Raw genomic sequence first — 25151 nt, 5'->3', positions numbered from 1 at the left:
CATGCTGATCGATTCTCATGCCTTGCTGATCGTGCTCGTTGCGCTGTTGATCGACGCGCTGATCGGCGATCCCGACTGGCTGTGGAAACGGATGGCGCATCCCGTCGTGCTGATGGGCGCGCTGATCGGGCGGCTCGATCGGGCGCTCAATCGCGATGCCTGGTCGGAAGGGCGGCGGAAGTTGGCCGGTATTCTGGTGGTGATTTTGCTCGTCGTGCTGTCGGGCGCGATCGGCTTTTTGCTGCAGACACCCTTGCGGCAAACTTGGGGCGGCTGGATTGCGCTCGGCGTGCTGGCCTCGGCGCTGATCGCGCAGCGGAGTTTGTACGATCACGTCGCCCGGGTCCGTGATGCGTTCGCCGAAGGCGGGCTCACCGCAGCGCGCGAAAAGGTGTCGCTGATCGTCGGGCGCGATCCGGAGGTGCTGGACGAGGTCGGGGTGTGCCGTGCGGCGATCGAATCCTGCGCGGAGAATTTTTCCGACGGCGTGGTGGCGCCGGTGTTCTGGCTGGCGCTGTTTGGGCTGCCAGGGTTGCTGATCTACAAGATGGTCAACACCGCGGATTCGATGATCGGGCATCTGACGCCGACGCATCGCTCGTTCGGCTGGGCGGCGGCGCGGCTCGACGACGTGCTGAATCTCATTCCGGCGCGGTTATCGGGGCTGCTGATCGCCGCGGTGGCGCCGGTGGTGGGCGGATCGATCAAGCAGGCCTTCGCGGTGATGCGCCGCGACGCAACTAAGCATCGCTCGCCCAATGCCGGCTGGCCGGAATCGGCGATGGCGGGCGCGCTCGGTGTGGCGCTGGCGGGGCCGCGGGTCTATGGCGGGCAAGTGGTGGATGATCTGCCGCTCAATGCCGAGGGACGTAGTTCGGCGACGCCGGCCGATATCGGCCGTGCGCTGCGCCTGCTGTTCGCTGCCTGCGCGCTGCAGGCGGTGATCTATGCGGCGCTGGCGTTGGTGCTTTGACGGCTGCGGGCGATCGCCAGCATCGCGTCGATGTCGAGATGCGCTTCGAGATGATCGGCCAGCGCGTCGAGCGCGGTTTCGATTTGTGAGTCGTAAGCGAGCTGCGAGGCGATGCCGAGGCCGGCGAGCCAGGCCTTGCGGAAATTGTCGTTGGTGAACAGCCCATGCAGATAGGTGCCCTGCACGCGGCGGTCGCGCGAGATCGCGCCATCGGGCCGGCCCGCGATAGTGACGACGGGACGGGCGCAGTCGGGCCCCGAGGTGCGGCCGAGGTGAATCTCGTAGCCTTCGACCGGCGCACCGGTGGCGCTGTGGGTGCCGCTCACCAGCGTGGTCGATTTGTCGCCCTGCATGATCGTGGTGATATCAAGCAGTCCGAGTCCATCGACCGTGCCGGGCGCGCCGTCGATGCCGTCCGGGTCGGCGATGGTGCGGCCGAGCATCTGATAGCCGCCGCACAGGCCGAGCAGATGGCCGCCGCGGCGGACATGGGCGGCGATGTCGATGTCCCAGCCCTGCGCGCGCAGAAAAGCGAGATCGCCCAGCGTCGATTTGCTGCCCGGAATGATCACCACGTCGGCCTCGGCCGGGATCGGATGACCGGGCGGCACAAACATCAACTTCACGCCGGGCTCCATGCCGAGCGGATCGAGGTCGTCGAAATTGGCGATCCGCGCCAGCATCGGCACGGCGATGACCCGCGTCGCCGCGGAGGCGCGGGCGCGGTCGAGATCGACGGCGTCTTCGGCCGGCAGCAATGCGGCGCTCGGCAGCCATGGCACGACGCCGAGTGACGGCCAGCCGGTCAGCTCGGTGATTGAGACGAGGCCGGCATCGAACAGGCTGACGTCGCCGCGAAACTTGTTGATCAGATAGCCGCGCACCAGCGCGCGCTCATCGTCGTTCAGCACCAGATGCGTGCCGGCGAGGCTGGCGATCACGCCGCCGCGTTCGATGTCTCCGGCGATCACCACCGGGACGTTTGCGGCCTGGGCAAAGCCCATATTGGCGATGTCGCTGGCGCGCAGATTGACCTCGGCCGGCGAGCCCGCGCCTTCGATCAGCACGATGTCGGCGTCACGGGCCAGCCGCGCGAAGCTGTCCAGTACATGCGGCAGCAGCGCCGCCTTCTTGTCCAAGAAATTCCTCGCGCCGAGCCGGCCGAAGCGTTGGCCCTGCACGATTACTTGCGCGCCGGTGTCGGTCTCGGGCTTTAGCAGCACCGGGTTCATATGCACGGTCGCTGGCAGCCTCGCGGCGCGCGCCTGCACCGCCTGCGCCCGCCCGATCTCGCCGCCATCGACGGTGACAGCGGCGTTGTTCGACATGTTCTGCGGCTTGAACGGCGCCACCTTCATGCCCCGCCGCACCAGCACCCGGCACAGCCCCGCCACCAGCGTCGACTTGCCGGCATTGGAGCAGGTGCCCTGGATCATCAGCGCGGGGGTGGGCATGGCGCGCTTTCAAGAAAAGGATGCGTGAGGTGCCTATGGCGCAGTGCGCCTGAAACACGCACGGCGCGCTCCCTCTCCCCGCGAGCGGGGAGAGGGGTGGGGTGAGGGGGCGCCAGCCACGCGGCCGAGCGGCGCGATGAAATGACGAAGTATGTCAGCCGCTGCTGTTGAACGTTGTGGTGAGTCATCAACCCCCTCACCCGGATGGCTTCGCCATCCGACCTCTCCCCGCAAGCGGGGAGAGGTGAGGAGGCCGTGCGATGCTGCGCACGCCGTGCCCGGGGCTCACCCCACCCCAGCGCGTACCGCGCTTCGCGCGCTACACGCCGACCCTCCCCCTCCAGGGGAGGGTGAAGAGGGCGCCCCGGAATGACTAAGGATAGGATGTTGTTCAAAACTCCACGCCCTTCTGCGCCTTCACGCCGCTGCGGAACGGGTGTTTCACCAGGGTCATCTCGGTCACCAGGTCGGCGATGTCGATCAGGGCCGGGTTGGCGTTGCGGCCGGTGATGACGACGTGCTTGTCGGCCGGCTTCTCGTCGAGCAGGAAGGCGATCACTTCGGAGATCGGCAGGTAGTCGTAGCGCAGCACGATGTTGAGTTCGTCGAGCAGCACCATGCGATGGCGGTCGTCGCGGATCAACTCCTTGGCGCGTTCCCAGCCGGCGCGGGCGGCGGCGACATCGCGTTCGCGGTCCTGGGTTTCCCAGGTGAAGCCTTCCCCCATGATGTGCAGCGTTACCAGATCGGGAAATTTCGCCAGCAGCTTGGCCTCGCCAGTGTTCCACTTCTCCGATTTGGTGAAATGCACCACGCCGACCGGCATGTCGTGGCCGATATGGCGAAATACCATGCCGAGCGCGGCCGAGGTCTTGCCCTTGCCGGTGCCGGTGTGAACGATCAGCAGGCCCTTCTGATCGGTCATGCCCTCCAGCTTCTTGTCGTGTGCGGCCTTGCGCTTCTTGGCTTTCTCGGCGTGGCGCGTGTTGTCGTCGCGGCCTTGCGCGGCGTCGGTCATGCGATTTCCTTGTGCGTCGTGAGTTCTGCGAGCAGGTCGGCGGCGCGGTTGGAGCGCGGCGTCCACAGCTCGCGGCGGATCGCTTCGGCGAAACGCTCGGCGATGTCACGCAGCGCCGCCGGATTGGCGTCCTGCAGAAAGTCGCGCACCGTCTCGTCCTCGAGATAGGCGGCGAACAGCTGATCGAAATGATGCGGGCCGACGGCGTCGGTCGAGGCGGCGAAGCCGAACAGATAGTCGACCGTGGCGGCGATCTCGAACGCGCCCTTGTAGCCGTGCCGCATTACGCCCGCGATCCATTTCGGATTGGCGGCGCGGCCGCGCACCACGCGGGAGATTTCGTGCGCCAGCGTCCGCGGCAGCGGCGCCTCGGGCCGCGAGGTGTCGACATGGGCGATGCGCGGCGCCGCGCCGCTCAGCGTCTCGATCGTCGCGGCGAGGCCGCCGATGAACTGGTAGTAATCGTCGGAATCGAGGATGTCGTGCTCGCGATTGTCCTGCGCCTGCGCGACGAGCTGCGTGGTCTGCAGCCGCGCCGCGAAGCCGTCGCGGGCCTCCGCGCCGTCGCGGCCGGACCCGTAAGCGTAGCCGCCCCAGGCCAGATACGCGTCGGCGAGATCGCCCCGGGTCTGCCAGCCGCCATCGTCGATCAGCGCCTGCAAGCCTGCCCCATAGGCGCCGGGCTTGGCGCCGAACACGCGGTCGGCCGCCTGCTGCCGCGCGCGCTCGGGGGCGTGCCCGGCCTTGATCAGCTCGTCGGCGCGGGCGCGGACATGCGCGGCGATCGGATTGGCATCGTCGGGCTCGTCCAGCGCGGCGATAGCCGCGACTGCGCTGGCGATCAGGTCCATCTGCACCGGGAAGGCGTCGCGAAACAGGCCGGAAACCCGGAAGGTGACGTCGACGCGCGGGCGCTTCAAGTCGGATAGCGGCACGATGGCGAAGCCGGTGACGCGGCCAGTGGCATCCTCCCAGGTCGGGCGCGCGCCGATCAGCGCCAGCGCCTGGGCGACGTCGTCGCCGCCGGTGCGCATGTTCGCGGTGCCCCACGCCGACAGCGCGACCGAGCGCGGCCACTCGCCTTCGTTCTGCCAATAGGATTCGACCAGCCGTTCGGCCGCGAGCGCGCCGATCCGCCACGCCGACGGCGTCGGCACGGCGCGGACATCGACCGCGAAGAAATTGCGCCCGGTCGGCAGGACATCGGGGCGCCCGCGGGTGGGCGCGCCCGAGGGGCCGGGCCGCACGAAGCGCCCGCCGAGGCCGCGCAGCAGCGCCGCGCGCTCGGCATCGCCGGAGATTTCGATCGCCGGGCGGAGCGAGGCGGCGATCCAGTCGAGCACGGGCTGGGTGTGGGGCCAGCACGCCTCTTCACCCTCTCCCCTCGTGGGAGAGGGTGGCGCGGACATCGTCCGCGCCGGGTGAGGGGGCGCCGCGCGAACTGCTAACAAATCGAGCGCACGGTCTGCGGCCAACCCCTCACCCGGCACCGACTGCGTCGGTGCCACCCTCTCCCACAAGGGGAGAGGGGTGGGCCGTGCTCGGGGGAGAGCCGAGACCAGGCGAGATGCAAGTAACTCGATGCGTTCGACTGTGTCGCCGGTGGTGCGCCATAGGCCGTCGCTCAGCGCGGCGAGCAGCGCCGGGCGGGGGCCGGTGTAGTCGGCGGCGAGGTCGCGGGTCAGCGGATCGAACGGGCCGCCGGTTGCATCGGTGAGTCCGAGATCCAGCGCCAAAGCCCGGTGCAGCGAAGCGTCCTGCGGCTTCAGGTCGGAGCGCGGCAGCCGTGCGATCGACACCAGCAGGTCGTCGCGCTGCGCCGGCTTCGGCGTGCGGCCGAAGATGTGCAGGCCGTCGCGGATCTGCATTTCCTTGAGGTCGCACAGATGCGCGTCGATCGCGCGCAGCGCATCCAGTGTCGGCGTGCCGCGATCGATCGCCACATCGGCGTCGAGCCGCGTCGCGCGCGCCAGCGACAGGATGTCTTCGGCGATGGCGTCGGCGCGCTTCGGGTCGAGGTCGGCCGCGAGCGCGTATTCGTCGACCAGGCCTTCCAGCCGCGCCATCTCGTCGTGCAGCTCGGCGCGCGTCAGCGGCGGCGTCAGATGATCGACGATCACCGCGGCGGTGCGGCGCTTGGCCTGGATGCCTTCGCCGGGATCGTTGACGATGAACGGATACAGATGCGGCAGCGGGCCGAGCAGCGCACTCGGGAAACAGTCGCGCGACAGCCCGGCGCTCTTGCCCGGCAGCCATTCGAGATTGCCGTGCTTGCCGAGATGGATCACCGCATGAGCGTCGAAGCCGCGCCGCAGCCACAGATAGAACGCCAGATAATGATGCGGCGGCGGCAGGTCAGGATCGTGGAAGCTCGATTTCGGATCGATATTGTAGCCACGCGCCGGCTGCACGCCGACCAGGATGGCGCCGAAGCGATGCAGCGCCAACCGGAAGCAGCCATCGGCCACATGCGGATCGGCCTCCGGCCTGCCCCAGCGCGTCTCGACCGCGCGGCGCACGGCGTCGGGCAGCGTCGCGAACGCGGCCTTATAGTCGGCGACCGGCCAGCTCACGCCGCCGCTGCGCTGCTCGCGCGCGCCGAGTTCGTTGGTCGGTCCGTTCTGCAGCGTCTGCATCAGCTCGGCGGTGTCGGACGGCAGCGCGCCGGTGGTGTAGCCCTCTTCGCGCAGCGCGTAGAGCAGGTCCTGCAGGGATTGCGGGGTGTCGAGGCCGACGCCGTTGCCGAGCCGGCCGTCGCGGTTCGGATAGTTGGCCAGCACGATTCCGACGCGCCGCTTGCGGATCGGCAGCCGGCGCAGCCGCACCCATGCCTTGGCGAGATCGGCCGCGGCGTCGATCCGGTCGTCCAGCGGTTGATACACTGTCGGCGCGTAGTTGCCGTCGTCGCCGCCGCGCTGCTTGAACGCGACCGCGCCGGCGAAGATGCGGCCGTCGACTTCCGGCAACACCACATGCATCGCCAGATCGCGCGGGTTGAGGCCGCGGCTGGATTGCTCCCAGTTCTCGCGGCTGACGCCGGCCTGCGCAATCTGCAGGATCGGGCAATCGGCGGCGGCGAGGATGCCGGCCTCGTCCGCGGCGGTCGCGGTGGCGAACGCGGTCGCGTTGAGGATCACATCGGGCGGATCGGCCGCGATTGCGCTTCGCAGGAACGCGATCGAGCGCGCATCCTTCAGGCTGGTGACGTAGAGGCACGCTGCATCGAGGCCGCGCGCCTCCAGCGCGGCGCGTAGTGCCGCGATCGCCGCGGTGTCGCCGCTCGCCATCAGCGCCCGGTAGAAGATGATCAGCGCCCGGCTGCGCTTTGCGGTGGGCGGCTCGTCGGGCCAGAAGCCGGCGGCCGGCATCGGCCGCGGCGGCGGCGGCGGGTCGTCGCGCAGGATCATCCAGGCGGCGTAGCGCAGCGCCAGCCGCAGATTGTCGACGCCGCCTTCGGTGCAGTAGCGCCACAGCGCGTGGGCGTCGTCGATATCGGCATTGCCGCGCGCCGCGAGGTCTGCGTTCCAGTACATCTCGCCCGGGATGCAGACGAACAGCGCGCCGCGCGCGAATGCATCGCGGCGCAGGCTCTCGACGCCGTGCGGCCAATAGGCTTCGCCGCCCAGCATCCGCAGGATCACGATCCGCGCCTTGGCGAGCGTGCGTTCGACATAGAGATCGACCGACGCCGGATGGCCGAGCGCCAGCAGATTGGTCAGGCGCAGGCTCGGGAAGTCATCGGGGAGTTCGGCACGCGCCGCCGCGAAGGCGGCGAGGTCGGTGTCGGCCGCCGACAGCACGACGATCTCGGCCGTCTCCTGCCCGAGGTCGCGCGCGACGTCGCCGTCGTCGATACTCGCCGTGGCGTCGAGCTTCAGGTGCATGGGATGCACCTCGTCGTTTCAACGCATATCAGCGTCATCCTGAGGTGCGCGCACGCAAGTGCGCGCCTCGAAGGATGGCCGCGAGTCCGTGCCCCCGCCATCCTTCGAGGCACGCCGAAGTCGGCGTGCACCTCAGGATGACGAACGCGAGGACTTATCATCGTGTCAGGCACCGACCAGCGCGCGGCGGGCGGCGTCGGCGTCGAAGCCTTTGAGGCCGATCACCACCAGATGGTCGGCGCGGGCGGCGTCGGGGCGGGCGAAGGCGAGGTCGATTCGGGTGCCGACGGCCTGCACCACCACCGCGGCCGGCTTGCCGGCGATCCGGCCGTGGCCCTTGACGCGGAGCACGCCGTCGAGCCCGAGCGCCGCATCGACACGGCTGCGCATCGCGTCGAGCGTGTCGGCCGGTTGCGGCGTCACCACGATGGAGTCGAAATCGTCGTGGTCGTGTTCGACGCCCTCGGGGTGGTGGCCGATGCGGGCCGCCAGGTCATCCTCGGCGGCGGAGCCGAGGCCGATCAGCACCGACGGCGCCAGCGCGCCGTGCGAGCGCACGATGCGGACGTTCGGCCGCAGCCGCGCCGCGAGTTTTGCTTCCAGCGCGTCGAGCAGATCGGGCGCCACCAGGTCGCTCTTCGACAGCACCACGAGATCGGCGCAGGCGAGCTGATCCTCGAACACTTCCTCGACCGGATCGTCATGGGTGACGTCGCGCTTGGCCTTGGTGGCATCGTCGTCGAGCGGGATGCGGCCTTCGCTGAGCGCCAGCGCATCCACCACGGTGACGACGCCGTCTGCGGTGGCGCGGGTCTTCACCGCCGGCCAGGCGAAGGCCTTCAGTAGCGGCTGCGGCAGTGCGAGCCCCGAGGTCTCGATCACGATGGCGTCGAGCGGGCGGTCGCGGTTCAGCAGCTTCTCCATGGTCGGAATGAAGTCGTCCGCCACCGTGCAGCAGATGCAGCCATTGGTGAGTTCGACGATGTCGTCGGGCGCGCAGGCGGCGTCGCCGCAATCCTCGACCAGCGATCCGTCGAAGCCGGCGTCGCCGAATTCGTTGACGATCACCGCGATGCGGCGGCCGTTCGATTGAGTCAGCAGTTCGCGCAGCAGCGTGGTCTTGCCGGCGCCGAGAAAGCCGGTCAGCACGGTGACGGGGATACGGTTCGTCATGATGGGGTCTCCGGATTCGAACGCTTTAGCCACAGCGGCAGGCCCGCGGCGACGAACACGACTTGAGGGACGGTGGCGGCGACGATCTGATTGAGGCGGCCCTGCGCGTCGCGGAAAGCGCGGCCGAGCGGCGTTTCCGGCACCAGGCCGAAGCCGACTTCGTTGGAGACGAGCACGATCGGCGCGGTGGCGACGCCGAGATAGCGGGTCAGCCGCTTGGCTTCGACTTCAGGATCGCGGCCGGCTTCCATCAGGTTGAACAGCCACAGCGTCAGGCAGTCGACCAGCACGGCGCGGCCGCGGCCGGCTTCGCGCGTCAGCGCATCGACCAGCGCCAGCGGCTCCTCGACGGTGGTCCAGCCGGAAAAGGCGCGGCGACTGCGGTGATGCGCGATGCGCTCGGTCATCTCGCCGTCGCTGCGCGTCGCGGTGGCGAGATAGATCTTGGAGAGGCCGCTGCCGAGCACCAGCTTTTCGCCGAACACCGATTTGCCGGAGCGCGCACCGCCGAGCACCAGCGTGGAGACCAGCGCGGTCATGTCGGTGCGCGGCCATCGTCGGGCGACCAGCCGAGCGGCGGCAGCCGTGTCACCATGCCCTTGCGCAGCACCTCGGCGCGCTGCCGCCACGGCACCAGGCCGTAGGGACTATCGCGATAGGACGCGGCGAACGACGCGATGGCCTCCGCGGCCGTCTCCGGGACAAGATCGCCGAACACGAAGCTGTAGCCATCCGCGCTTGTCACCGCGACGGTGGTGGGGCGCTTGCAGACGCTGAGGCACTGCACCGGCCGCACCTGGACGTCGGCGGCGTCGGCCAGCGCGGCACGCATCGCCTCCAGCATCGGCGCGCCGGCATTGAGGCCGTCGGCCGATTTGCAGGAGACGCAAACGCTGATCACCACCGGGCCGGTCGGCTGCGGCGATGCCACAGCGTCGCCGGCAGATGGCGTGCTCTTCGATTGATCGGTGGGGCGGTGATCCATGCCCTCGCTCGCGGCTGCGCCGTCGGCGCCTGACAGCTTCGAGCTTTGTCGGATCGCGCGAGGTGACGCGCGATGCGCCACCGTGCTGCTTTCCGTCCGGTGCACCCCGCCCCGACGCCTCCAAAGCACTGTTGCCGATGGCAGGTCTCCTGGCTCGCGAGTCGTTGCCCTGTCGCCGCCTTCCCAGGATCCCGTTGTCAGGAATGTCCCAGTGGCAGAGGCGCGGGCTCGTCGCTTACAGTTGCGGGGGCAGCACCGGGATTGGAGCGATCAAACGTCGCCCGCACCGGATTCCCTTTTCACCTTCCATGCGGAAGGACCATCACCGGTCACGGTATCTGCGGCCACCGCCTGGGTCAACCGCGCGGAAGGTGGAGTTGACGTCGCTGCCGACTTCCGTCACTTGCGCAGGTTCACGCATAGCAGGGACCGACGATGCCGATCGATACACTCGTTGCCTGGCAGCCGCCGACGATCGTGCCGGTGGACCGCGCGCTGGAAGCGGGGCTGCGCGCCCGGATCGACGGCAAGGCCAAGCCGCCCGGTTCGCTCGGCCGCATCGAGGATCTGGCAGTCGCGCTCGGCGCGATGCGTCAGCCGGCGGAGCCGTGCTGCGACAACGCGGTGCTGATGGTGTTCGCCGGCGATCATGGCCTCACCGCCGAGGGCGTGTCGCAATATCCATCCGCCGTCACGGTGGCGATGGTGATGACCTATCTGGCCGGCAAGGCCTGCGCCAACGCCTTCGCGGCCGGCAGCCATGTTGATGTCAGGGTGATCGACGCCGGCGTCGCGGCCGAACTGCCGAAGCATCCCGATCTGATCGACGCCAAGGTGCGGATGGGCACCGGGAATGCGGCGCGCGAGCCGGCGATGACGCCGGATGAGGCGGCGCTGGCGCTGAGCCGCGGGGCCGAGCTGGCGATCGCCGAGATCAAGGCGGGCGCCGACGTCATCGCGCTCGGCGAGATGGGCATCGGCAACACCGCATCGTCGTCGCTGCTGCTGCACCGGCTGGCGCCGGCGCCGCTCGATGCCTGCATCGGCGTCGGCGCCGGGCAGGACGCGCCCGGCATGGCCAAGAAGCGTGCGGCGATCGAGATGGCGGCCGCTCGCAGCGCCGCGACCGAGCCGTTCGAGGTGCTGTGCGAATTCGGCGGGCTGGAGATCGCCATGATGGCGGGCGCCGTGCTGGGCGCGGCGTCGCAACGCCGGCCGGTGATCATCGACGGCTTCATCGCCACCGCGGCGGCGCTGCTGGCGGCGCGGCTCGTCCCCGCCGCGCGCGATTACTGCGTGTTCGCGCATCGCTCGGCCGAGCGCGGCCACGACCTCGCACTCACGGCGCTGCAGGCGCGGCCGCTGCTCGATCTCGACCTGCGGCTCGGCGAGGGCACGGGCGCGATCCTGGCGGTGCCGCTGCTGCGCGCCGCCGCGCGTCTGATGACCGACGTGGCCGATTTGTCCGACGTTCTGGCCGGTAAGCTGTAGATCGATCGGGAGAGCCAGATGGCCGAGCCTCGCAACGGTGACCAAGCCCATGTTCAGCCCAGGCCGCCAGTGTTCGACGCGGCATTCCAGCAGAGATTCGCCGAGCTGATCGCGTGGCGGCGCGACGTTCGCCGCTTCAAGCCGGATCCGGTGGATTCGGCCCTGATCGAGCACCTGCTCGATCTCGCCCAGCTGGCGCCCTCGGTCGGCAACAGCCAGCCGTGGCGCTGGGTCAGCGTCGACAGCGCGGCGATGCGGGCCAGGATCCGCGGCAATTTCATCCGCTGCAACGAAATGGCGGCGAGCGCCTATCGGGGCGAGCGCGCGGTCCAGTACGCGCAGCTCAAGCTCGAGGGCATCGACGTCGCGCCGCGGCAGTTCGCGCTGTTCTGCGACCGCGCCACGCCGCAGGGGCTCGGCGTCGGACGCCAGACCATGCCGGAAGCGCTGGACTATTCGGTGGTGGCGATGATCGAGACGTTCTGGCTGGCGGCCCGCGCGCTCGGCCTCGGCGTCGGCTGGGTGTCGATCCTCGATCCGCAAGCCGCGACCGCCGATCTCGACGTGCCGGAGGACTGGAAGTTCATCGCCTATCTGTGCGTCGGCTGGCCGGTCGAGGAGCATGTCGACCCGGAGCTGGTGCGCTTCAACTGGCAGGATCGGACGTCAGCCGGACGCGGCGTGCTGTATCGCTGACCTTGATAAGTACGCATCCGTACGCATGCGGGTGGCTTTTTAACAGCCATTAAGCAAGACGTCTTTGGCGCGCCACATTTGCAAGAAGTTGTCACAATTTGTCGGAATAGTCCGGCCCGTTCCGACAAAGGAGGACCGGACATGACATCTTCCCGCATTCAGATCTTAGGCATCGCGACCCTTGCGGCAACGACGCTGCTGTCGGCGCCGACGCTGGCCAACAATCAGGGCCAGCAACGCAACGCCAGCGAAGCGACCTCGAACGGCTGCACATCTTATATGAAGGCCCCGGACGGGAGCTGGACCCCGATCCCCTGCAGCGAAGCCGGCGCCAGCGCCTCAGCCGCGCGCCGCGGCACTACGCGGACGACGGAGAAGGCGGAGTAGCTCGCGTCGCGGCTGAATTTCTTGCAATAGCAATCGAGGGACTGCCGAGCCGCAGCCCCGCGCACCCCATCTCCCGCCTGCGGGAGAGGGCTGGGGTGAGGGCGCCTCAGGCATTGAATCCGCGATCCAAGAAGCGGAGTGCCCTCAACCCTATCGCTATGCGATCCGACCTCTCCCGCTGGCGGGAGAGGCTAGGCAGCATCAGCTGCGCTTGGTCGAATCACCCGTCAGCTTCGGCGTCGGCCGGATCAGTAGCGGGAAGCCCGAGAAGAACGTATCCGAATCAATCAGTTCGGGAATGCCGAGCAGCTGCGACAGGGTGCGCGGACCGCTCCTGACGCCGTCGTGCGAGCCGCTGCGAGCCGGCGCGGCGGTCTTGGCGCCAACGGTCTTGGCTGGGGCGGTCGAGGCCGGCGCGGTTTGCGTCCGCGGGACGGGTTGCGGCTCTGCGGCGGGGGGCGCAGCGGCCGGCGCGGCCACCGGCTCAGGCTTGGCCGGCGCACCGCCATTGGCATGGCGCTTCAGAATGGCTTCGACCTTGAGGGCGGTGCCGAACGGCGCGTCCACCCGCAGCAGGCTGCGGCCGCGCTGCTCGGCGATCGGCGTCAGTTCGGCATCCGCAAAGCCTTGCGCCTTCAATTCGCCGAGCGCGGCCTGGGCGCGGCCAGGATTTTCGAAAACGCGGGTGATCTGCGCCATAATGCTTCGCTGCCTTTGGAGAGTGAGAGGTCAGCGGGCAGAACGGCGACGGACGCGGGTTCGTTCCTTCAGGCAAAGCGCCGCAAGGTCGCGGATCAGGCGCACAGATCGGGCGAGCAGCGGCCGCAGCCGCCGGCGCCGTCGCACATCGGCACGTCCGGGCCGGCCTTGGCCGGTTTGGCGATCAGCGACAGCTGCTGGTCGAGGTCGGTGCTCTGGCAGGACGGGCAGTTCGCGGTCTCGTTCGCGTACAGCAGCGTTTCGAAGCGGTGCCCGCATTTGTTACAGACATAGCCGTAGATCGGCATGACGGCCTCCTGAGCGGAACTGCGGATCGGGCTGCGTTAGCAAACAACCAAGCCCGCGCGCAACGCACGGGACCTAGGCCATAAGGAGCATGACGGTGATGGATCAGGCCGACGCCTGCGTGGTGATGGTCACGGCGCCCAGCAAGGAAGAAGCGGAACGATTAGCGGTCGCAACGCTCGAAGCCCGGCTCGCCGCCTGCGTCCAGATCCAGGCGATCACCAGTCACTATTGGTGGGACGGCAAGATCACCAGCGACGCAGAGCAGTTGCTGCTGTTCAAGACCATGCCGGAGAGATTCGCCGCATTGCGCGATCTGATCGTCTCGCTGCACAGCTACGACACGCCGGAGATCATTCAGCTGCCGGTGACAGCCGGCGCCGACAAATATCTCGGCTGGCTGCGGCGCGAGGTGGCGGCGGAGTAGGGGATTTGATGCGCGACGTTCTGGGCGATTACCGAGCGCCGTGGTGGCTGCCGGGTGGCCATCTGCAGACGATCTGGCCGGCGCTGTTCGCCAGGCCGCGGCGGTCCGACGCGCTGCGGCTGGATCGCGAGCGCTGGCAGGCGCCGGACGGCGATTTCATCGACGTCGATCACCTCGCGGGGCCGGCCGGCGCACCGTGGCTGGTTCTGTTTCACGGGCTCGAAGGCTCGTCGTCGAGCAGCTACGCGATCGCCTTCGCGAAGGCCGCACAGGCGCGCGGCTGGCGGTTCAGCGTTCCGCATTTCCGTGGCTGCTCGGGCGAGCCCAATCTGGCGCCGCGCTCCTATCACTCCGGCGACTTCGAGGAAATCGGCTGGATGCTCGGCCGGCTGCGCGAGCGCGCCGGTGCGCCGGTGATCGCCGCCGGCGTCTCGCTCGGCGGCAATGCGCTGCTGCGCTGGACCGAGGAGGCGGGAGACGGCGCGGCGCAGACGGTGCGCGCGGTGGCGGCGATCTCGGCGCCGCTCGATCTGCTCGCCGCCGGCGCCGCGATCGACTCCGGCCTCAATCGGCGGATCTACACCCGCAATTTCCTGCGCACCATGAAGCCACGTGCGCTGGCGAAATGGCGGCAGCATCCCGGCCTGTTCGATCGCGACCGGATGCTCGAGGCGACCACGCTGCGCGCCTTCGACGACGCCTTCACGGCGCCGCTGCACGGCTTTGCCGATGTCGACGATTACTGGACGCGGGCGTCGTCGAAGCCGCATCTGCACAGGATCCGCGTGCCGGCGCTGGTGTTGAATGCGCGCAACGATCCGTTCGTCCCCGGCGCCGCGCTGCCGGCGCCGCATCAGGTCGGCGACGACGTCAAGTTGGTGCAGCCGAACGACGGCGGCCATGTCGGATTCGCGACGGGGCCGTTTCCGGGCGAGGTCCACGCGATGCCCGAGGCGGTGTGCGCGTGGTTAGGCACGGCCTGAACTCTCCCGCGAGCGGGAGAGGAGGCGCGTCGTGCTTGGGGAGGGGCTACGCTACTCCTTCGCCTGGTCGGTGATGATGTCGCCGTAGCGTTCCCATTTCTGGCCGTCGAACTTGGCCATCTGGAATTGCTTGTTGACGCGGTAGTCGGTCGGCGTGGTGGTGACCGAGATGCCGGGCAGCAGCATGTCGAGTGGGACATTGGTGAGGTTGCTGGCCTGGCGCATGACGTTCTCGCGCGTCAGGTCGTCGCCGCACTGCTTCAGCACCTGCGCCAGCAGCTGCGCGGTGATGTAGCCGTAGACGTTGAAGCTCGAATTGCGGTCGCCGTCCGGATAGTATTTCGCCATGAAGTCGAGATAGCGTTTGTTGCCCGCATCGTTCGCCCATTGCGGATCGTCCGGCTCCTTGACGTAGCCGACGCTGATCACGCCCTTGGAGGCGTCGAGGCCGGCCGGCTTCAGCACCGCGCCGATCGAGCCGGCGTTGATGTCGATGATGTGGATGGGGTGCCAGCCGATTTCGTGCAGCTTCTTGATGGCCTGCGCGGCCTGCTTCGGCGTCGCGGCGCTGAACAGCAGGTCGGCGCCGGAGTCGCGGATCTTGAGGATCTGCGAGTCGATGGTCGGTTCGGACAGTTCGTAGGACGCTTCGGCGACGATCATGCTGGCGGCCTTGTCGCCGAGCCCGGCCTTGATGCCGGCCAGATAGTCCTTGCCGAGGTCGTCGTTCTGCCACAGCACGCCGACCTTGGCGTTCGGATGCTCCTTCAGAATAAACTGACCGTAGATCCGGCCTTCGACGAAGTAGCTCGGGTTGAAGCCCATCGTCCAAGGGAAGTTCTTCGGATCGGTGAAGCGCGCCGCGCCGGTGGCGGCGAACAGCTGCGGCACCTTCTTGGCGTTCAGATATTTCAGCACCGCGGCGTTGGGCGCGGTGCCGATGATCTGGAAGGTCAGCAGCACCTCGTCGCCCTCGACCAGCCTGCGCACCTGCTCGACCGTCTTGGGCGGCGAGTAGGCGTCGTCGTACTGGATCAGGTTGATCTTGCGGCCATTGACGCCACCCTGGTCGTTGACCATCCGCATGTAGGCGGCCTGGGTCTTGGCGATCGACGAATAGGCCGACGCCGGGCCGGACAGCGGCACGGTCTGGCCGACCTTGATCTCGGCGTCGGTGGCGCCCGCATCGTACTTCTTCTGGGCGTGGGCGGACGGAGCCGCGCAGGCGATGGCCATCGCGGCGGCGAGGCCGGCGATCAGTGTCCTCATGACGTTCCTCGTTGGTTTTTGTCTTTCGATCGTCGCATCGTGGCCGCCGGCGCGGCGGCCTATGGCTGTCCCTTCAGCCCGGCCTCCTCGATCACCTTGCTCCATTTGGCGGTTTCTTCGTCGATGAAGGCTGCGAACGCGGCGCCGGGCCGGCCGCTGGCTTCGAGGCCCTGATCGAGCAGCTTCTGCTTGACGGTGGGGTCCTGCAGCGCGCGCAGCACGGTGTCCTGCAGCTTGGCGACGATCGGCGCCGGCGTCGCGGCCGGCGCCATGAAGCCGTACCAGCCGGCCGCGACGATCTGCGGGAAGCCCTGCTCGACCAGCGTCGGCGCGTCCGGATAGATCGTGCTGCGCGTCGCGGAGGCGACGCCGAGCACGCGGAAATTGCCGGCCTGGATGTGCGGCAGCGCCGAACTGATCGCCGTGAAGGTCGCATCGACCCGGCCGGCGAGCAGCTCGGTGTACGAGGCGGAGTCGCCGCGGAACGGGATGTTGAGGCCCTTGACGCCGGCGGTCTTGAACAGCAGTTCGGCGGCGAGATGCGGCTGCGAGCCGGGGCCCGGGGACGCGAAGGTCAGCCCGTCCTTCTGCGCCTTGCCGTAGGCGATCAGTTCCGGCAGCGTCTTGTACTCGGACTTGGCGTTGATCATCAGGAAGATCGGCGCCGTCACCGCCATCGCGACCGGCGCGAGGTCCTTGCGGTCGTAGCCGAGCTTGCCGAACAGCGCCTCCGCGGTAGCGTAGGGCGCCGCGACATACAGGAAAGTGCTGCCGTCAGGCGCGGCCTTGGCGACCACCTCGTTGGCGATGCGGGTGCCGGCGCCGGGCTTGTTCTCGACGATGAACTGCTGCTTCAGCTCGCGCTCGAAGAACTCGTTGAAGATCCGCAGCGAGATGTCGTTGGCGCCGCCGGCGCCGTAGGGCGATATCATGCGCACCAGCCGCGTCGGCCATTCGGCATTGGCGAGGGCCGGCAGAGCTGGTGCGGCGGCGAATGCGGCCGCCGAGGCCAGCAGCGTGCGTCGGGTCAGGGGCATGTCGTCCTCCTTGGTTGCTCCGGTCCGCTCGTTGGGCTGGCGGACCTGAAGGTGTGCGATCGCCTGAGCGGCGCGCGGTTCAGGCGGGCTCGTCCTTTCGGGGCGGGATCACCGGCTCGGCCTCGCCGACCAGCGCGCGGATGCTGGCGGCCAGCGCGCGCAGCCGCGGGCCGATCTCGGCCTCGAGCTGGCCCGGCTGCAGGCGAAATTCGGGGATGCCGCAATTGATCGCGAAGGTCCGCTGCAGCGACTTGGCGCGAAACAGCGGCGCCGCGACCGCGTGGATCGCCGGCATGTATTCGCCGAAGCACGTGCAGAAGCCGCGCTCGGCGCATTGGGTCAGGCCGGCGCGATACAGCTCCGCGTAGCTCTCCCACATCGCCGCGTCGGATGCGGCGAGTTGCGCCGCCAGCGCGCCGGCTTCGTCGTCCGGCAGCAGCGCCGCGGCGGCGCGGCCCATCGCGGTGCGAACGACCGGGATCGGCAGGCCGATGTCCGGGCTGTGCGGGCCGACGTCGCCGGAGCGCGCGGTCTCGACATAGATGATCGACGGGCCGTCGAGCAGGCCGATCGATACCGTGCCGCGGACGCTGACGGCGAGGTCATGCATCAGCGGCCGCGCCAATTGGCGGAACGGCATGTCGGCGAGCAGCGGGCGGACGATCCGCAGCGCGCGGGTGCCGAGGCCGTATTTCGACAGCGCCGGGTCGTAGCGCAGGTAGCCGAGCTCCGCGAGCGTGTGGGTCAGCCGCGCCACCGTCGGCCGCGGAATGCCGGTGCGGGCCGAGATCTGCATATTGCCGAGCAGCGGCGCCGCGGCATCGAACGCTTCGAGCACGATCAGGCCCTTCGCGAGCGTGGTGGCGAACGCAGCGTCGCCGGCGCTGTCCGCCAGCATGGCGGCGGTCAGGGTCGGCGCAGCGGTGAGATGAGGCGGGGTGTCTTCAAGCATGAGCGCATTATGAAGACGATCGACGCGATGTCCAATTATTATCAATACGACGCAATATTCGTCCACTATGTGGACAAAACTGGCGCTGTGCAAAGGTGGCACCATTGGGGCGCACGAACGTTGTTCCCTACAACGACAAGCCAAGGCGGAGGACGAGCGATGCCCGACGAGATCAAAGGAGACAAACTCGAGCCCGATGACTTCCCGGTTCATGCCGAGCGGACCGAGCTGAAAACCCAGGACGGCGAAAAGATCGCCGAGGCGAAATCCAAGAAGATCGCCGAAGACATTGCGCAGCGGCTGAACGAGCAGGCGCATCGCGAGGAGGAAGACCGCTGGTCGGCCTGATGGTCCTGTGACCCGCGAGGTCGGCCGAGGCACGATGTCGCAACGCGGCCTGAGAACCCTTAAGACGCAGCACGCGCCTTTCAGCGCGTGCCCAGTTTGAAACGATTCCAAGCGCGCAGCCCTGCAATCTGCGGCGCGACGGGGTAGAGCGGGTCAAACCGGCTCTGACCCAGCGACCACGCGCCATGACCCAAACCAGCCTTCTGTCGATCGCCCTCACGCTCGATGCGCGATCCGTACTGCGGAGCGTCGCATGAGGGCAGCGTTCGGGCGTCTGCATCGCTGGGCCGGGCTGCTGACCGCGGCTTTCCTGTTCTTCTCGGGCGTCACCGGCGCGGTGATCTCGTGGGATCACGAGATCGACGAGACGCTGAACTCCAGGCTGTTCGACGTGTCGAGTTCGGGGCCGGCAATCCCCTCGGTCGACCTCGCCAAGCAGATCGAGCAGCGCGATCCGCGCGCGCGCGTCATCTTTTTCCCAATGACGCCTGAGCCGGGCCACTCGCTGGCGTTCTTCGTGCAGCCGCGGATCGATCCGGCCACCGGCAAGCGCTATACGCTCGACTACAACCAGATCTTCCTCGACCCCAACACAGGGGCCGAACTCGGCCGCCGCTATTGGGGCGCGGTGTGGCCGGTCAATCGCGAGAACTTCGTCTCGTTTCTGTACAAGCTGCACTACACCATGCACGTCCCCGAATTCTGGGGCAGCGACCGCTGGGGTGCGCGGCTGCTCGGCATCATCGCGATCATCTGGACGATCGATTGCTTCGTCGGCTTCTATCTGACGCTGCCGGCGCGCCGGCTGCTGCGCGCCGGACAGGCGCCTGCGGTGAAACGCGAACTCGGCAAGGGGTTCTGGGCGCGCTGGGCGCCGGCCTGGAAGATCAAGACATCGGGCAGCGCCTACCGGATCAATTTCGACATTCACCGCGCCTTCAGCCTGTGGACCTGGGCGGTGCTGTTCGTGGTCGCGTTCACGGCGTTTTCGCTCAATCTGTATTTCGAGGTGTTTTCGCCGCTGATGAAGACGGTGTCGAACTACACGCCGACCCCGTTCGAGCAGCGGCCGTATCGCAGCCTCGACGATCCGATCGAGCCGAAGATGACGTTTGCCCAGATCGCCGAGCGCGCCAGCGCCGACGCCAAGGCGCGCGGCTTCACCGAGCCGCTCGGCTCGCTGTTCTACGGTCCGGCCCACGGCGTGTTCGCCGCGCAGTTCTTCAAGCCCGGCGAGGAGCACGGCGCCGCCGGCGTCGGGCCTGCGCAATTGTACTACGACAGCGAGGACGGTCGCCCGATCGGCGAGCGGCTGCCCTGGGTCGGCACCGCCGCCGACGTCTTCGTGCAGATGCAGCTCCCGCTGCATTCCGGCCGTATCCTCGGCCTGCCGGGCCGCATCCTGATCTCGGCGATGGGTCTCGTGGTCGCGGCGCTGTCGGTGACCGGTGTGGTGATCTGGGCGCGGAAGCGACGGGCGCGGCTCGCCTCCCGCCGCAGCGCCGCGGACAAAGGTCCACGCGGCGCGCGGATCGGGCTGTCGACGAGTCCGGAGCGGGCGCGATAAGCGCCGCTGACAGCGAGGGGCCATCGTCCGGCCCCGGCGCAGCTCGGCGCCGGGAGATTCCGCTTTCCGAGATAGTCTCCCCGGCGATTGCGTCGGCGTGACGCAGCCGGTCGAGCACCGACGTGCGCGATGACCGCAATCTATATCTCGCACCTGCAGCACGGGCGCTGTGCAGGCCATGAACTAATAACTAGCAGGCGGGCGAATTACTGTGCAGCGGATTGACTTCCATGAATGAGTTTCATGGAAGGAATTACTGTCATGAATTTGACTTAGCTCAACAAGCCGGCCATTTTTTCTCAATGAGCCGTGCAAAGCAAAGCCGCCGGGCGACCAACTACGAGGTATTTACCGGCCTCGGAGCTTCCGATTTGTCCGGTGCTGCCATCCAGGCGTTGGCTTCGGCACGCATCTCGATGCACCATCGAGAGCCGCGATGACGCGTACCGCCATTCAGCACGGGCTGGTGCTCACGATGGACGGTGCGGACCGGATCATCGAGGATGGTCTGGTAGTGATCGAGGGGCGCGACATCGTCGCGGTCGAGACTTATACCGCTGCGGCTGCTGCGAGCTGCGATACCGTGATCGATGCGACCGGGCGGATCGTGTTACCGGGCCTCGTCAATTCGCACACCCATCTGTGCATGACATTCGGCCGGACCATCGGGCCGGAGCGGCGCCTGCTCGAATGGCTCGATCTCATCATGCCGATGATGGCGGCGATGGACGAGGACGCGCTGTATGTCGCCGAGCTGCTCGGCTGCGTCGAGAACATCAAGAACGGCAACACCAGCCTGGTCGAAAACATCTTCATGCCGCCGCAGGCCAGCTCGGACGTCGAGGATGCGGCGTTTCGGGCGATGCGCGACAGCGGTATCCGCGGCACCGTGGCGCGCGCCACCGAGGCTCGCGCATTCGATCCGCGCTTCTGCGAAACCGCGGCCGAACAGGCGTCCCGGGTCGCGCGGCTCGCCGGTCGCTGGCATGGCGCGGAGCGCGGCCGACTGCGGCTGTCGATCGGGCCGCTGTTGCCATGGGTGCTGGATGAGGCCGGGTTTCGCATCACGCGGCGCATCGCGCGCGACAATGGCCTCGCGCTGCACATGCACGTCGCCGAGTCGCCGGAATTCAACCGGATCATCGCGCAGCATTTCGGCCGCGACATCCGGCAGGTGGAGTTGCTCGAGGAGGTCGGCTGCCTCGGGCCGGACGTCCAGGCGATCGCATGTTCGGACGTGTCGCCGCACGAGATCGAGCTGCTGGCGGCGAGCAACACCGCCGTTCTGTTCGATCCGCCGACCCGGCTGTTCTGGGGCACAGGATTTCCGCCGATCCGCGAGTTTCTCACGGCCGGGATTACCTGCGGCCTCGCCACCAATGGCGCCGCGGCGAATTGCGGGCAGGATATTTTCGAGAGCATGAAATACGCCTGCGCCACCGCCAAGACCGCGGCGAACGACCCCGAGGCGCTGACCGCCGCACGGGCGCTGCGGATGGCGACGGTCGAAGGTGCACGGGCGATCGGACAGCCCGATACCGGCTCGATCGAGATCGGTAAGCGCGCCGACCTGATTACCCTCGAGGCCCGGCAGCCCCATCTGTCGCCGCTGTTCGATCCGCAGAAGGCGCTCGTCTACAGCGCGCGGGGGGCCGACGTCCGCGACGTCGTGATCGACGGAACGCTGGTGATGCGGGACCGCAAGGTTCAGACTGTCGACGAGGACGAGCTGCTCGCGGAGGTCGATCAGGTCGCCCGCCGCTGCGCTGCCCGCTCCGGGATCACTCTTCCAGACGCACGGATCATCCGGGAGTCCCACCATGCTTAAGGTATTTTCCTTCGTGGCGGCGGCGATCGTCTGGGGATTGCTGTCACTGACGCTGCCGCCCGAGATCTTCCCGGGTCCGGTCGAGACCGCCAAGGTGTTGTGGGGCGAGATCGCCGGCGGCCGGGTCGAGACCGATGTGGCGATGACAATGCTGCGCGTCGTCGGCGGCCTGCTGCTGGCGCTGCTGCTCGGCGTGCCGATCGGCGTGCTGATGGGGCTGAACCGCCGCGCCGAAGCCGTGCTCGACGTCTGGGTGATGATCGGGCTGACGGTGCCGAGCCTGTGCTACGCCATCATGGCGTTCATGTGGTTCGGGCTGAACGAGGGCGCGGCGATCATCGCGATTGCCGTGACGGCGGCGCCGTCGATTACCATCAATATCTGGGAGGGCGTCAAGAACGTCGATACCAAGCTGGTGGCGATGGCGCGGGTGTTCGAGGCGTCGCGGCCCGACATCGTGCGCCGTGTGCTGCTGCCGCAGATCTTCCCCTATGTGATGGCATCGGCGCGGTTCGGCCTCGGTATCATCTGGAAGATCACCGTGCTGGTCGAGCTGATCGGCCGGCCGAACGGCGTCGGGTTCAAGCTGTTCTATTGGTACCAGCTCGCCGATATGCGGCAAGTGCTCGCCTGGACTCTGCTGTTCACCATCATCATGCTCATGATCGAGCTGTTGGTCCTGAAGCCGATCGAACGTCGCATCTTCGCATGGCGCCCCCAAGTCTCGGTATGAAGCTCTCGGTATGAAGCTCTCGGTGTAAAGCCCTCAGTATGAAGTTGTCAGTATGAAGCCCGCAATTCAGGTCGCCTCGCTCCGCAAGACCTTCAAGGACCGCGACGGCAATTCGCGGGCCGTGCTCAAGAACCTCGACCTCGAGGTCGGCGCCGGCGAGTTCCTGTGCATCCTCGGCCCATCGGGCTGCGGCAAGTCGACCCTGCTCAACGTGCTGGCCGGCCTCGACAAGGTCTACGAGGGCCAGGCCCGCGTCAGCGCCGGACGGGTGGGCTATCTGTTTCAGGAGCCGCGGCTGCTGCCGTGGCTGACCGCCGAAGGCAATCTCGACTTCGCGCTGTCGAGCTGCAAGGTGCCGCCCGCGCGCTGGGAAGAGCTGAAGTCGCGCTATCTGGCGATGACCGGGCTGTCGGAATTCCGCGATTACTATCCGCACCAGATCTCGGGCGGCATGGCGCAGCGGCTGGCGCTGGTGCGCGCCCTGTGCGTCGAGCCCGGCATACTGCTGATGGACGAGCCGTTCTCGGGGCTCGACGAGATCACCGCGCGGCGGATCCGCACCGATCTGCTGACGATCTGGGAAGAAACCCGCAAGACCATCGTGTTCGTCACCCACAACGCTTACGAGGCCTGCTTTCTGGCCGACCGCATTCTCGTGATGTCGGGCGGCGCGTTCCAGCAGGAGATGCGCGTGCCGATCCCGCGTCCGCGCAGCTACGATGACTCCGCGGTGTTCGAACTCAGTCGCGACGTGATCCGGGCATTCGGCGACGGTTTTGGTCGCGACGCCAGCGCGCCTCCGGCGCCTGCGCCGCAAGCCAGGCTGGTCGACGACCTCGACCGCGTCACTGCTGCCCGCATGAACCTCTGAACCGTCGATATCAACCACCGACCCATGGAGCCCGTATGCTAGTTCGACTTGGTGTTATCGCCGCCGTCATGCTGGCGACGGCCAGTGCTGCCACCGCTGAGGTCAAGGTGCGGATCGGCGACCTCGCGCAGTCTCTCAACGAGATCGGCTCGCGCGCGATGATCGATCAGGGCATCGACAAAAAATATGGCTTCGCGGCCGAGTATCGCGCCTATCCGACGCTCGACGGTCTGTTCACCGCGATCCGCGGCAAGGATGTCGACGTCGGCTTCGGCGGCTGGACCGCGATCGCGCAGTTCCGCGGCAAGGGCATGCCGGTGACGATGATCTTCCCAGTCGGCCGCGGCGTCACCGTCGACGTCATCGTGCCGGCGGCGTCGCCGATCAAGAGCATCGCCGATCTCAAGGGCAAGAAGGTCGGCTCGTTCGCCGGCGCCGCCGGCACCGCCACGGTACTGTTCCGGGTGATCGCGTCGAAATTCCATAACTTCGATCCGGGCAAGACCGGCGACCTGCAGTTCGCCGGCCCCGGCCTGCTGCCGGCGCTGCTCGACAAGGGCGAGATCGATGCGGCCGTGATGTTCGATCCGCTCGCCGCCAAGCTCGAAGCGTCAGGCAAGTACCGGTCGATCGGCAATCTGGCCGACGCCTACAAGGCCGGCACCGGCGACGACTTCCTGTGGATCGGCTACTCGACCAACGACGATTTCATCAAGGCGCAGCCGGAAACGCTGACCAACTTCAACAAGGCGTGGCTGGAAGCGATCGACTACGTCAAGACCCATCCCGAGGTGTTCGAGGCCTATGGCAAGAAATACGGGCTCGACGATGCGGCCGTGAAGCTGTTGCGCGAGCGCGTGCTGGCGGACTACACGACGAAGTGGGACGACGCCACCATCGCGGCGCTGCGGCGCTTCGGCGCGATGGCCAACGAGGTGATGGGCGGCGGATATCTCGACACCGTTCCGGCCGAGGCGTTCTCGACCAAATTCGATCCGCGCAAGTAACGGAGCAAGTAACGGAGCAAGTAACGGAGCAAGCAGCGGCGCCGATCAGCGCCGCTCCTTGGTTCGGCGCTGATCGTCGTTCTCCTGGCTGAGCAGGGCGGCGCTGGTCTGGCACATCCATTTGATGCCGGTGTCGTTCGCGAAGCGGGAATGACTGTGCACCCGGACCTCGATCGGCGGCAGTTCGAACGGCAGTTCCAGCAATCGGAAATCCCGCGCACGATGCAGATCCAGCGCGAGCAGCCGCGGGAAGATCGCCGCCAGGTCCGAGTGGCGGATGATTTCCGGCGCGGTGGTGAAATGCCCCCGCACTGCAATGCGCGGGCGCGCGTCCTCATCGGCGAGCCATTGCTCGGCGAGCTGATGCACCGACGACGTCGTCCGGGCGAAGAAGAAACGCATCCGCGACAAATTCGACCGTGTCAGCCGCGACTTCGCGATCGGATGGTTGGCGCGCACCAGGCAGATGTAGCGATCGTTGAAGGTGTCGATGCTGATCAGGTCCTTGTCGGGCGCGCTGATGGCGCCGATCGCCAGATCGATCTCGCCGGACCGCATCGAACTCACCACGCTGTCGGGCAGCAGCGGCACGACATGGACACGCACGAATGGCGAGATCCGCGACAACTCGCTCATCAGGCGCGGCAGGATGTAGACCTCGGCGATATCCGACATCGCCACCCGGAAGGTGCGCTCGGTGATGCGTGGATCGAACACCACGCCGCTCTGCAGCGTGCGATTGAGCAGCTCGAACGCCTGATCGAGCGGCTCGTGCAGACGCACCGCCGCGTCGGTCGGCAGCATCCGATTGGCCACGCGCACGAACAACGGATCGCCGAAGCGCTCGCGCAATCGCCGCAGCGCATGGCTGATCGCCGGCTGCGTCAGGCCGAGCCGATCGCCCGCCGCGGTGAGGCTGCGCAGGTCCCAGATCGCCAGGAACACGCGTAGCAGATTGAGGTCGAGGTGTTCATGAATTCGGCTCATGCAGGAGATTATGACTATGAATTTGACTTACATCAAGGCGGCCGACATCGTGCTGCTACGCGCAGACTAACAGTGG

The 25151-nt window shown here is 67.6% G+C and carries 25 protein-coding genes and 1 riboswitch; of the genes, 13 read left to right on the top strand and 12 right to left on the bottom strand.

The features are described from left to right. Position 1 precedes the first annotated feature (1 nt). A complete protein-coding gene (cbiB, locus tag LPW26_RS12070) occupies positions 2-973 on the top strand; it encodes an adenosylcobinamide-phosphate synthase CbiB (protein ID WP_238735468.1) in 972 nt (323 codons plus the stop codon). On the opposite strand, the gene LPW26_RS12065 is transcribed toward cbiB, so the two are convergent. The 6 genes from LPW26_RS12065 to LPW26_RS12040 all read right to left on the bottom strand — a co-directional run bounded on the left by LPW26_RS12065 (position 946) and on the right by LPW26_RS12040 (position 9487). Continuing rightward, complete coding sequence (locus LPW26_RS12065; RefSeq protein WP_238735466.1) at positions 946-2427, bottom strand: cobyric acid synthase; 1482 nt, start codon at positions 2425-2427, stop codon at positions 946-948. The two genes, cbiB and LPW26_RS12065, sit on opposite strands and share 28 nt — an antisense overlap. A gap of 391 nt (positions 2428-2818) precedes the next feature. Beyond that, positions 2819-3445, bottom strand: coding sequence for a cob(I)yrinic acid a,c-diamide adenosyltransferase (gene cobO, locus LPW26_RS12060; RefSeq protein WP_238735464.1), 627 nt, complete (start codon positions 3443-3445; stop codon positions 2819-2821). Further along, positions 3442-7329 carry a cobaltochelatase subunit CobN gene (gene cobN / locus LPW26_RS12055; protein ID WP_238735461.1) on the bottom strand — a complete coding sequence of 1296 codons (3888 nt, stop codon included), beginning with the start codon at positions 7327-7329 and terminating at the stop codon, positions 3442-3444. The genes cobO and cobN overlap by 4 nt, the downstream gene beginning before the upstream one ends. A 165-nt stretch (positions 7330-7494) precedes the next feature. Next, a complete protein-coding gene (cobW, locus tag LPW26_RS12050; protein WP_238735458.1) occupies positions 7495-8502 on the bottom strand; it encodes a cobalamin biosynthesis protein CobW in 1008 nt (335 codons plus the stop codon). Continuing rightward, complete coding sequence (cobU, locus tag LPW26_RS12045) at positions 8499-9041, bottom strand: bifunctional adenosylcobinamide kinase/adenosylcobinamide-phosphate guanylyltransferase (RefSeq protein WP_238735457.1); 543 nt, start codon at positions 9039-9041, stop codon at positions 8499-8501. The genes cobW and cobU overlap by 4 nt, the downstream gene beginning before the upstream one ends. Continuing rightward, positions 9038-9487: a DUF1636 family protein gene (locus LPW26_RS12040; protein ID WP_238735454.1), complete on the bottom strand. Its 450-nt coding sequence runs from the start codon at positions 9485-9487 to the stop codon at positions 9038-9040. Before LPW26_RS12040 ends, cobU begins: the two co-directional genes overlap by 4 nt. Positions 9488-9609: 122 nt before the next feature. Beyond that, a riboswitch (cobalamin riboswitch) is annotated at positions 9610-9826 on the bottom strand. Positions 9827-9922: 96 nt separating this feature from the next. Between LPW26_RS12040 and cobT the strand changes: the two genes are divergently transcribed. The 3 genes from cobT to LPW26_RS12025 all read left to right on the top strand — a co-directional run bounded on the left by cobT (position 9923) and on the right by LPW26_RS12025 (position 12061). Beyond that, positions 9923-10978 carry a nicotinate-nucleotide--dimethylbenzimidazole phosphoribosyltransferase gene (cobT, locus tag LPW26_RS12035; RefSeq protein ID WP_238735452.1) on the top strand — a complete coding sequence of 352 codons (1056 nt, stop codon included), beginning with the start codon at positions 9923-9925 and terminating at the stop codon, positions 10976-10978. Between the two features lie 18 nt (positions 10979-10996). Beyond that, positions 10997-11674: a 5,6-dimethylbenzimidazole synthase gene (gene bluB / locus LPW26_RS12030; protein ID WP_238735449.1), complete on the top strand. Its 678-nt coding sequence runs from the start codon at positions 10997-10999 to the stop codon at positions 11672-11674. A gap of 141 nt (positions 11675-11815) precedes the next feature. Then, on the top strand, positions 11816-12061 hold the full coding sequence (locus LPW26_RS12025; RefSeq protein ID WP_238735446.1) for a hypothetical protein: 246 nt from the start codon (positions 11816-11818) through the stop codon (positions 12059-12061). Positions 12062-12262: 201 nt separating this feature from the next. Here the strand turns inward: LPW26_RS12025 and LPW26_RS12020 are convergent, their stop codons facing one another. Further along, positions 12263-12760 (bottom strand): hypothetical protein, encoded by a 498-nt coding sequence (locus LPW26_RS12020; RefSeq protein WP_238735443.1) that lies wholly within the window; start codon positions 12758-12760, stop codon positions 12263-12265. A gap of 95 nt (positions 12761-12855) precedes the next feature. Continuing rightward, positions 12856-13068: an FmdB family zinc ribbon protein gene (locus LPW26_RS12015; RefSeq protein WP_238735440.1), complete on the bottom strand. Its 213-nt coding sequence runs from the start codon at positions 13066-13068 to the stop codon at positions 12856-12858. A 98-nt stretch (positions 13069-13166) separates the two neighbouring features. On the opposite strand from LPW26_RS12015, the gene cutA reads away from it, so the two are divergent. Together cutA and LPW26_RS12005 are read left to right on the top strand one after the other, a co-directional pair. Then, positions 13167-13493 (top strand): divalent-cation tolerance protein CutA, encoded by a 327-nt coding sequence (gene cutA, locus LPW26_RS12010; protein ID WP_238735438.1) that lies wholly within the window; start codon positions 13167-13169, stop codon positions 13491-13493. Positions 13494-13501: 8 nt separating this feature from the next. Further along, on the top strand, positions 13502-14476 hold the full coding sequence (locus LPW26_RS12005) for a YheT family hydrolase (RefSeq protein ID WP_238735436.1): 975 nt from the start codon (positions 13502-13504) through the stop codon (positions 14474-14476). 51 nt (positions 14477-14527) lie between these two features. Here LPW26_RS12005 and LPW26_RS12000 read toward each other — a convergent pair whose 3' ends face one another. The 3 genes from LPW26_RS12000 to LPW26_RS11990 all read right to left on the bottom strand — a co-directional run bounded on the left by LPW26_RS12000 (position 14528) and on the right by LPW26_RS11990 (position 17734). Further along, a complete protein-coding gene (locus LPW26_RS12000; protein WP_238735434.1) occupies positions 14528-15745 on the bottom strand; it encodes an ABC transporter substrate-binding protein in 1218 nt (405 codons plus the stop codon). A gap of 59 nt (positions 15746-15804) precedes the next feature. Beyond that, positions 15805-16782, bottom strand: a complete 978-nt coding sequence (locus tag LPW26_RS11995; RefSeq protein ID WP_238735432.1) for a Bug family tripartite tricarboxylate transporter substrate binding protein — start codon at positions 16780-16782, stop codon at positions 15805-15807. A 79-nt stretch (positions 16783-16861) separates the two neighbouring features. Continuing rightward, positions 16862-17734 (bottom strand): IclR family transcriptional regulator, encoded by an 873-nt coding sequence (locus LPW26_RS11990; protein WP_238735431.1) that lies wholly within the window; start codon positions 17732-17734, stop codon positions 16862-16864. A 9-nt stretch (positions 17735-17743) separates the two neighbouring features. Here LPW26_RS11990 and LPW26_RS25405 point away from each other — a divergent pair, with 9 nt between their 5' ends. From LPW26_RS25405 to LPW26_RS11955, 7 genes are all read left to right on the top strand, one after another. Beyond that, entirely contained in the window at positions 17744-18082 is a 339-nt protein-coding gene (locus LPW26_RS25405) for a hypothetical protein (RefSeq protein WP_406677450.1), read from the top strand. 253 nt (positions 18083-18335) lie between these two features. Continuing rightward, the gene (gene fsrB / locus LPW26_RS11980; RefSeq protein ID WP_238735429.1) at positions 18336-19649 is read left to right on the top strand and encodes a siderophore utilization protein FsrB; all 1314 of its coding nucleotides are present in this window, start codon (positions 18336-18338) and stop codon (positions 19647-19649) included. A gap of 230 nt (positions 19650-19879) precedes the next feature. Continuing rightward, a complete protein-coding gene (locus tag LPW26_RS11975; RefSeq protein WP_238735428.1) occupies positions 19880-20089 on the top strand; it encodes a hypothetical protein in 210 nt (69 codons plus the stop codon). Then, positions 20086-21477, top strand: a complete 1392-nt coding sequence (locus LPW26_RS11970) for an amidohydrolase family protein (RefSeq protein ID WP_238735427.1) — start codon at positions 20086-20088, stop codon at positions 21475-21477. Before LPW26_RS11975 ends, LPW26_RS11970 begins: the two co-directional genes overlap by 4 nt. Next, positions 21470-22210: an ABC transporter permease gene (locus LPW26_RS11965; RefSeq protein WP_238735426.1), complete on the top strand. Its 741-nt coding sequence runs from the start codon at positions 21470-21472 to the stop codon at positions 22208-22210. Before LPW26_RS11970 ends, LPW26_RS11965 begins: the two co-directional genes overlap by 8 nt. A gap of 52 nt (positions 22211-22262) precedes the next feature. After that, on the top strand, positions 22263-23081 hold the full coding sequence (locus LPW26_RS11960) for an ABC transporter ATP-binding protein (RefSeq protein WP_238735425.1): 819 nt from the start codon (positions 22263-22265) through the stop codon (positions 23079-23081). Between the two features lie 35 nt (positions 23082-23116). Then, the gene (locus LPW26_RS11955) at positions 23117-24088 is read left to right on the top strand and encodes an ABC transporter substrate-binding protein (RefSeq protein ID WP_238735424.1); all 972 of its coding nucleotides are present in this window, start codon (positions 23117-23119) and stop codon (positions 24086-24088) included. Positions 24089-24133: 45 nt separating this feature from the next. Here the strand turns inward: LPW26_RS11955 and LPW26_RS11950 are convergent, their stop codons facing one another. Further along, positions 24134-25075: a LysR family transcriptional regulator gene (locus LPW26_RS11950; protein WP_238735422.1), complete on the bottom strand. Its 942-nt coding sequence runs from the start codon at positions 25073-25075 to the stop codon at positions 24134-24136. Between the last annotated feature and the right edge of the window lie 76 nt (positions 25076-25151).

Origin of the sequence: Rhodopseudomonas infernalis, assembly GCF_022271405.1 — a bacterium.
Lineage (GTDB): Bacteria > Pseudomonadota > Alphaproteobacteria > Rhizobiales > Xanthobacteraceae > Rhodopseudomonas > Rhodopseudomonas infernalis.
The sequence above is the reverse complement of the archived record's forward strand: the minus strand, read 5'-3'. Positions and strand labels throughout refer to the sequence as shown.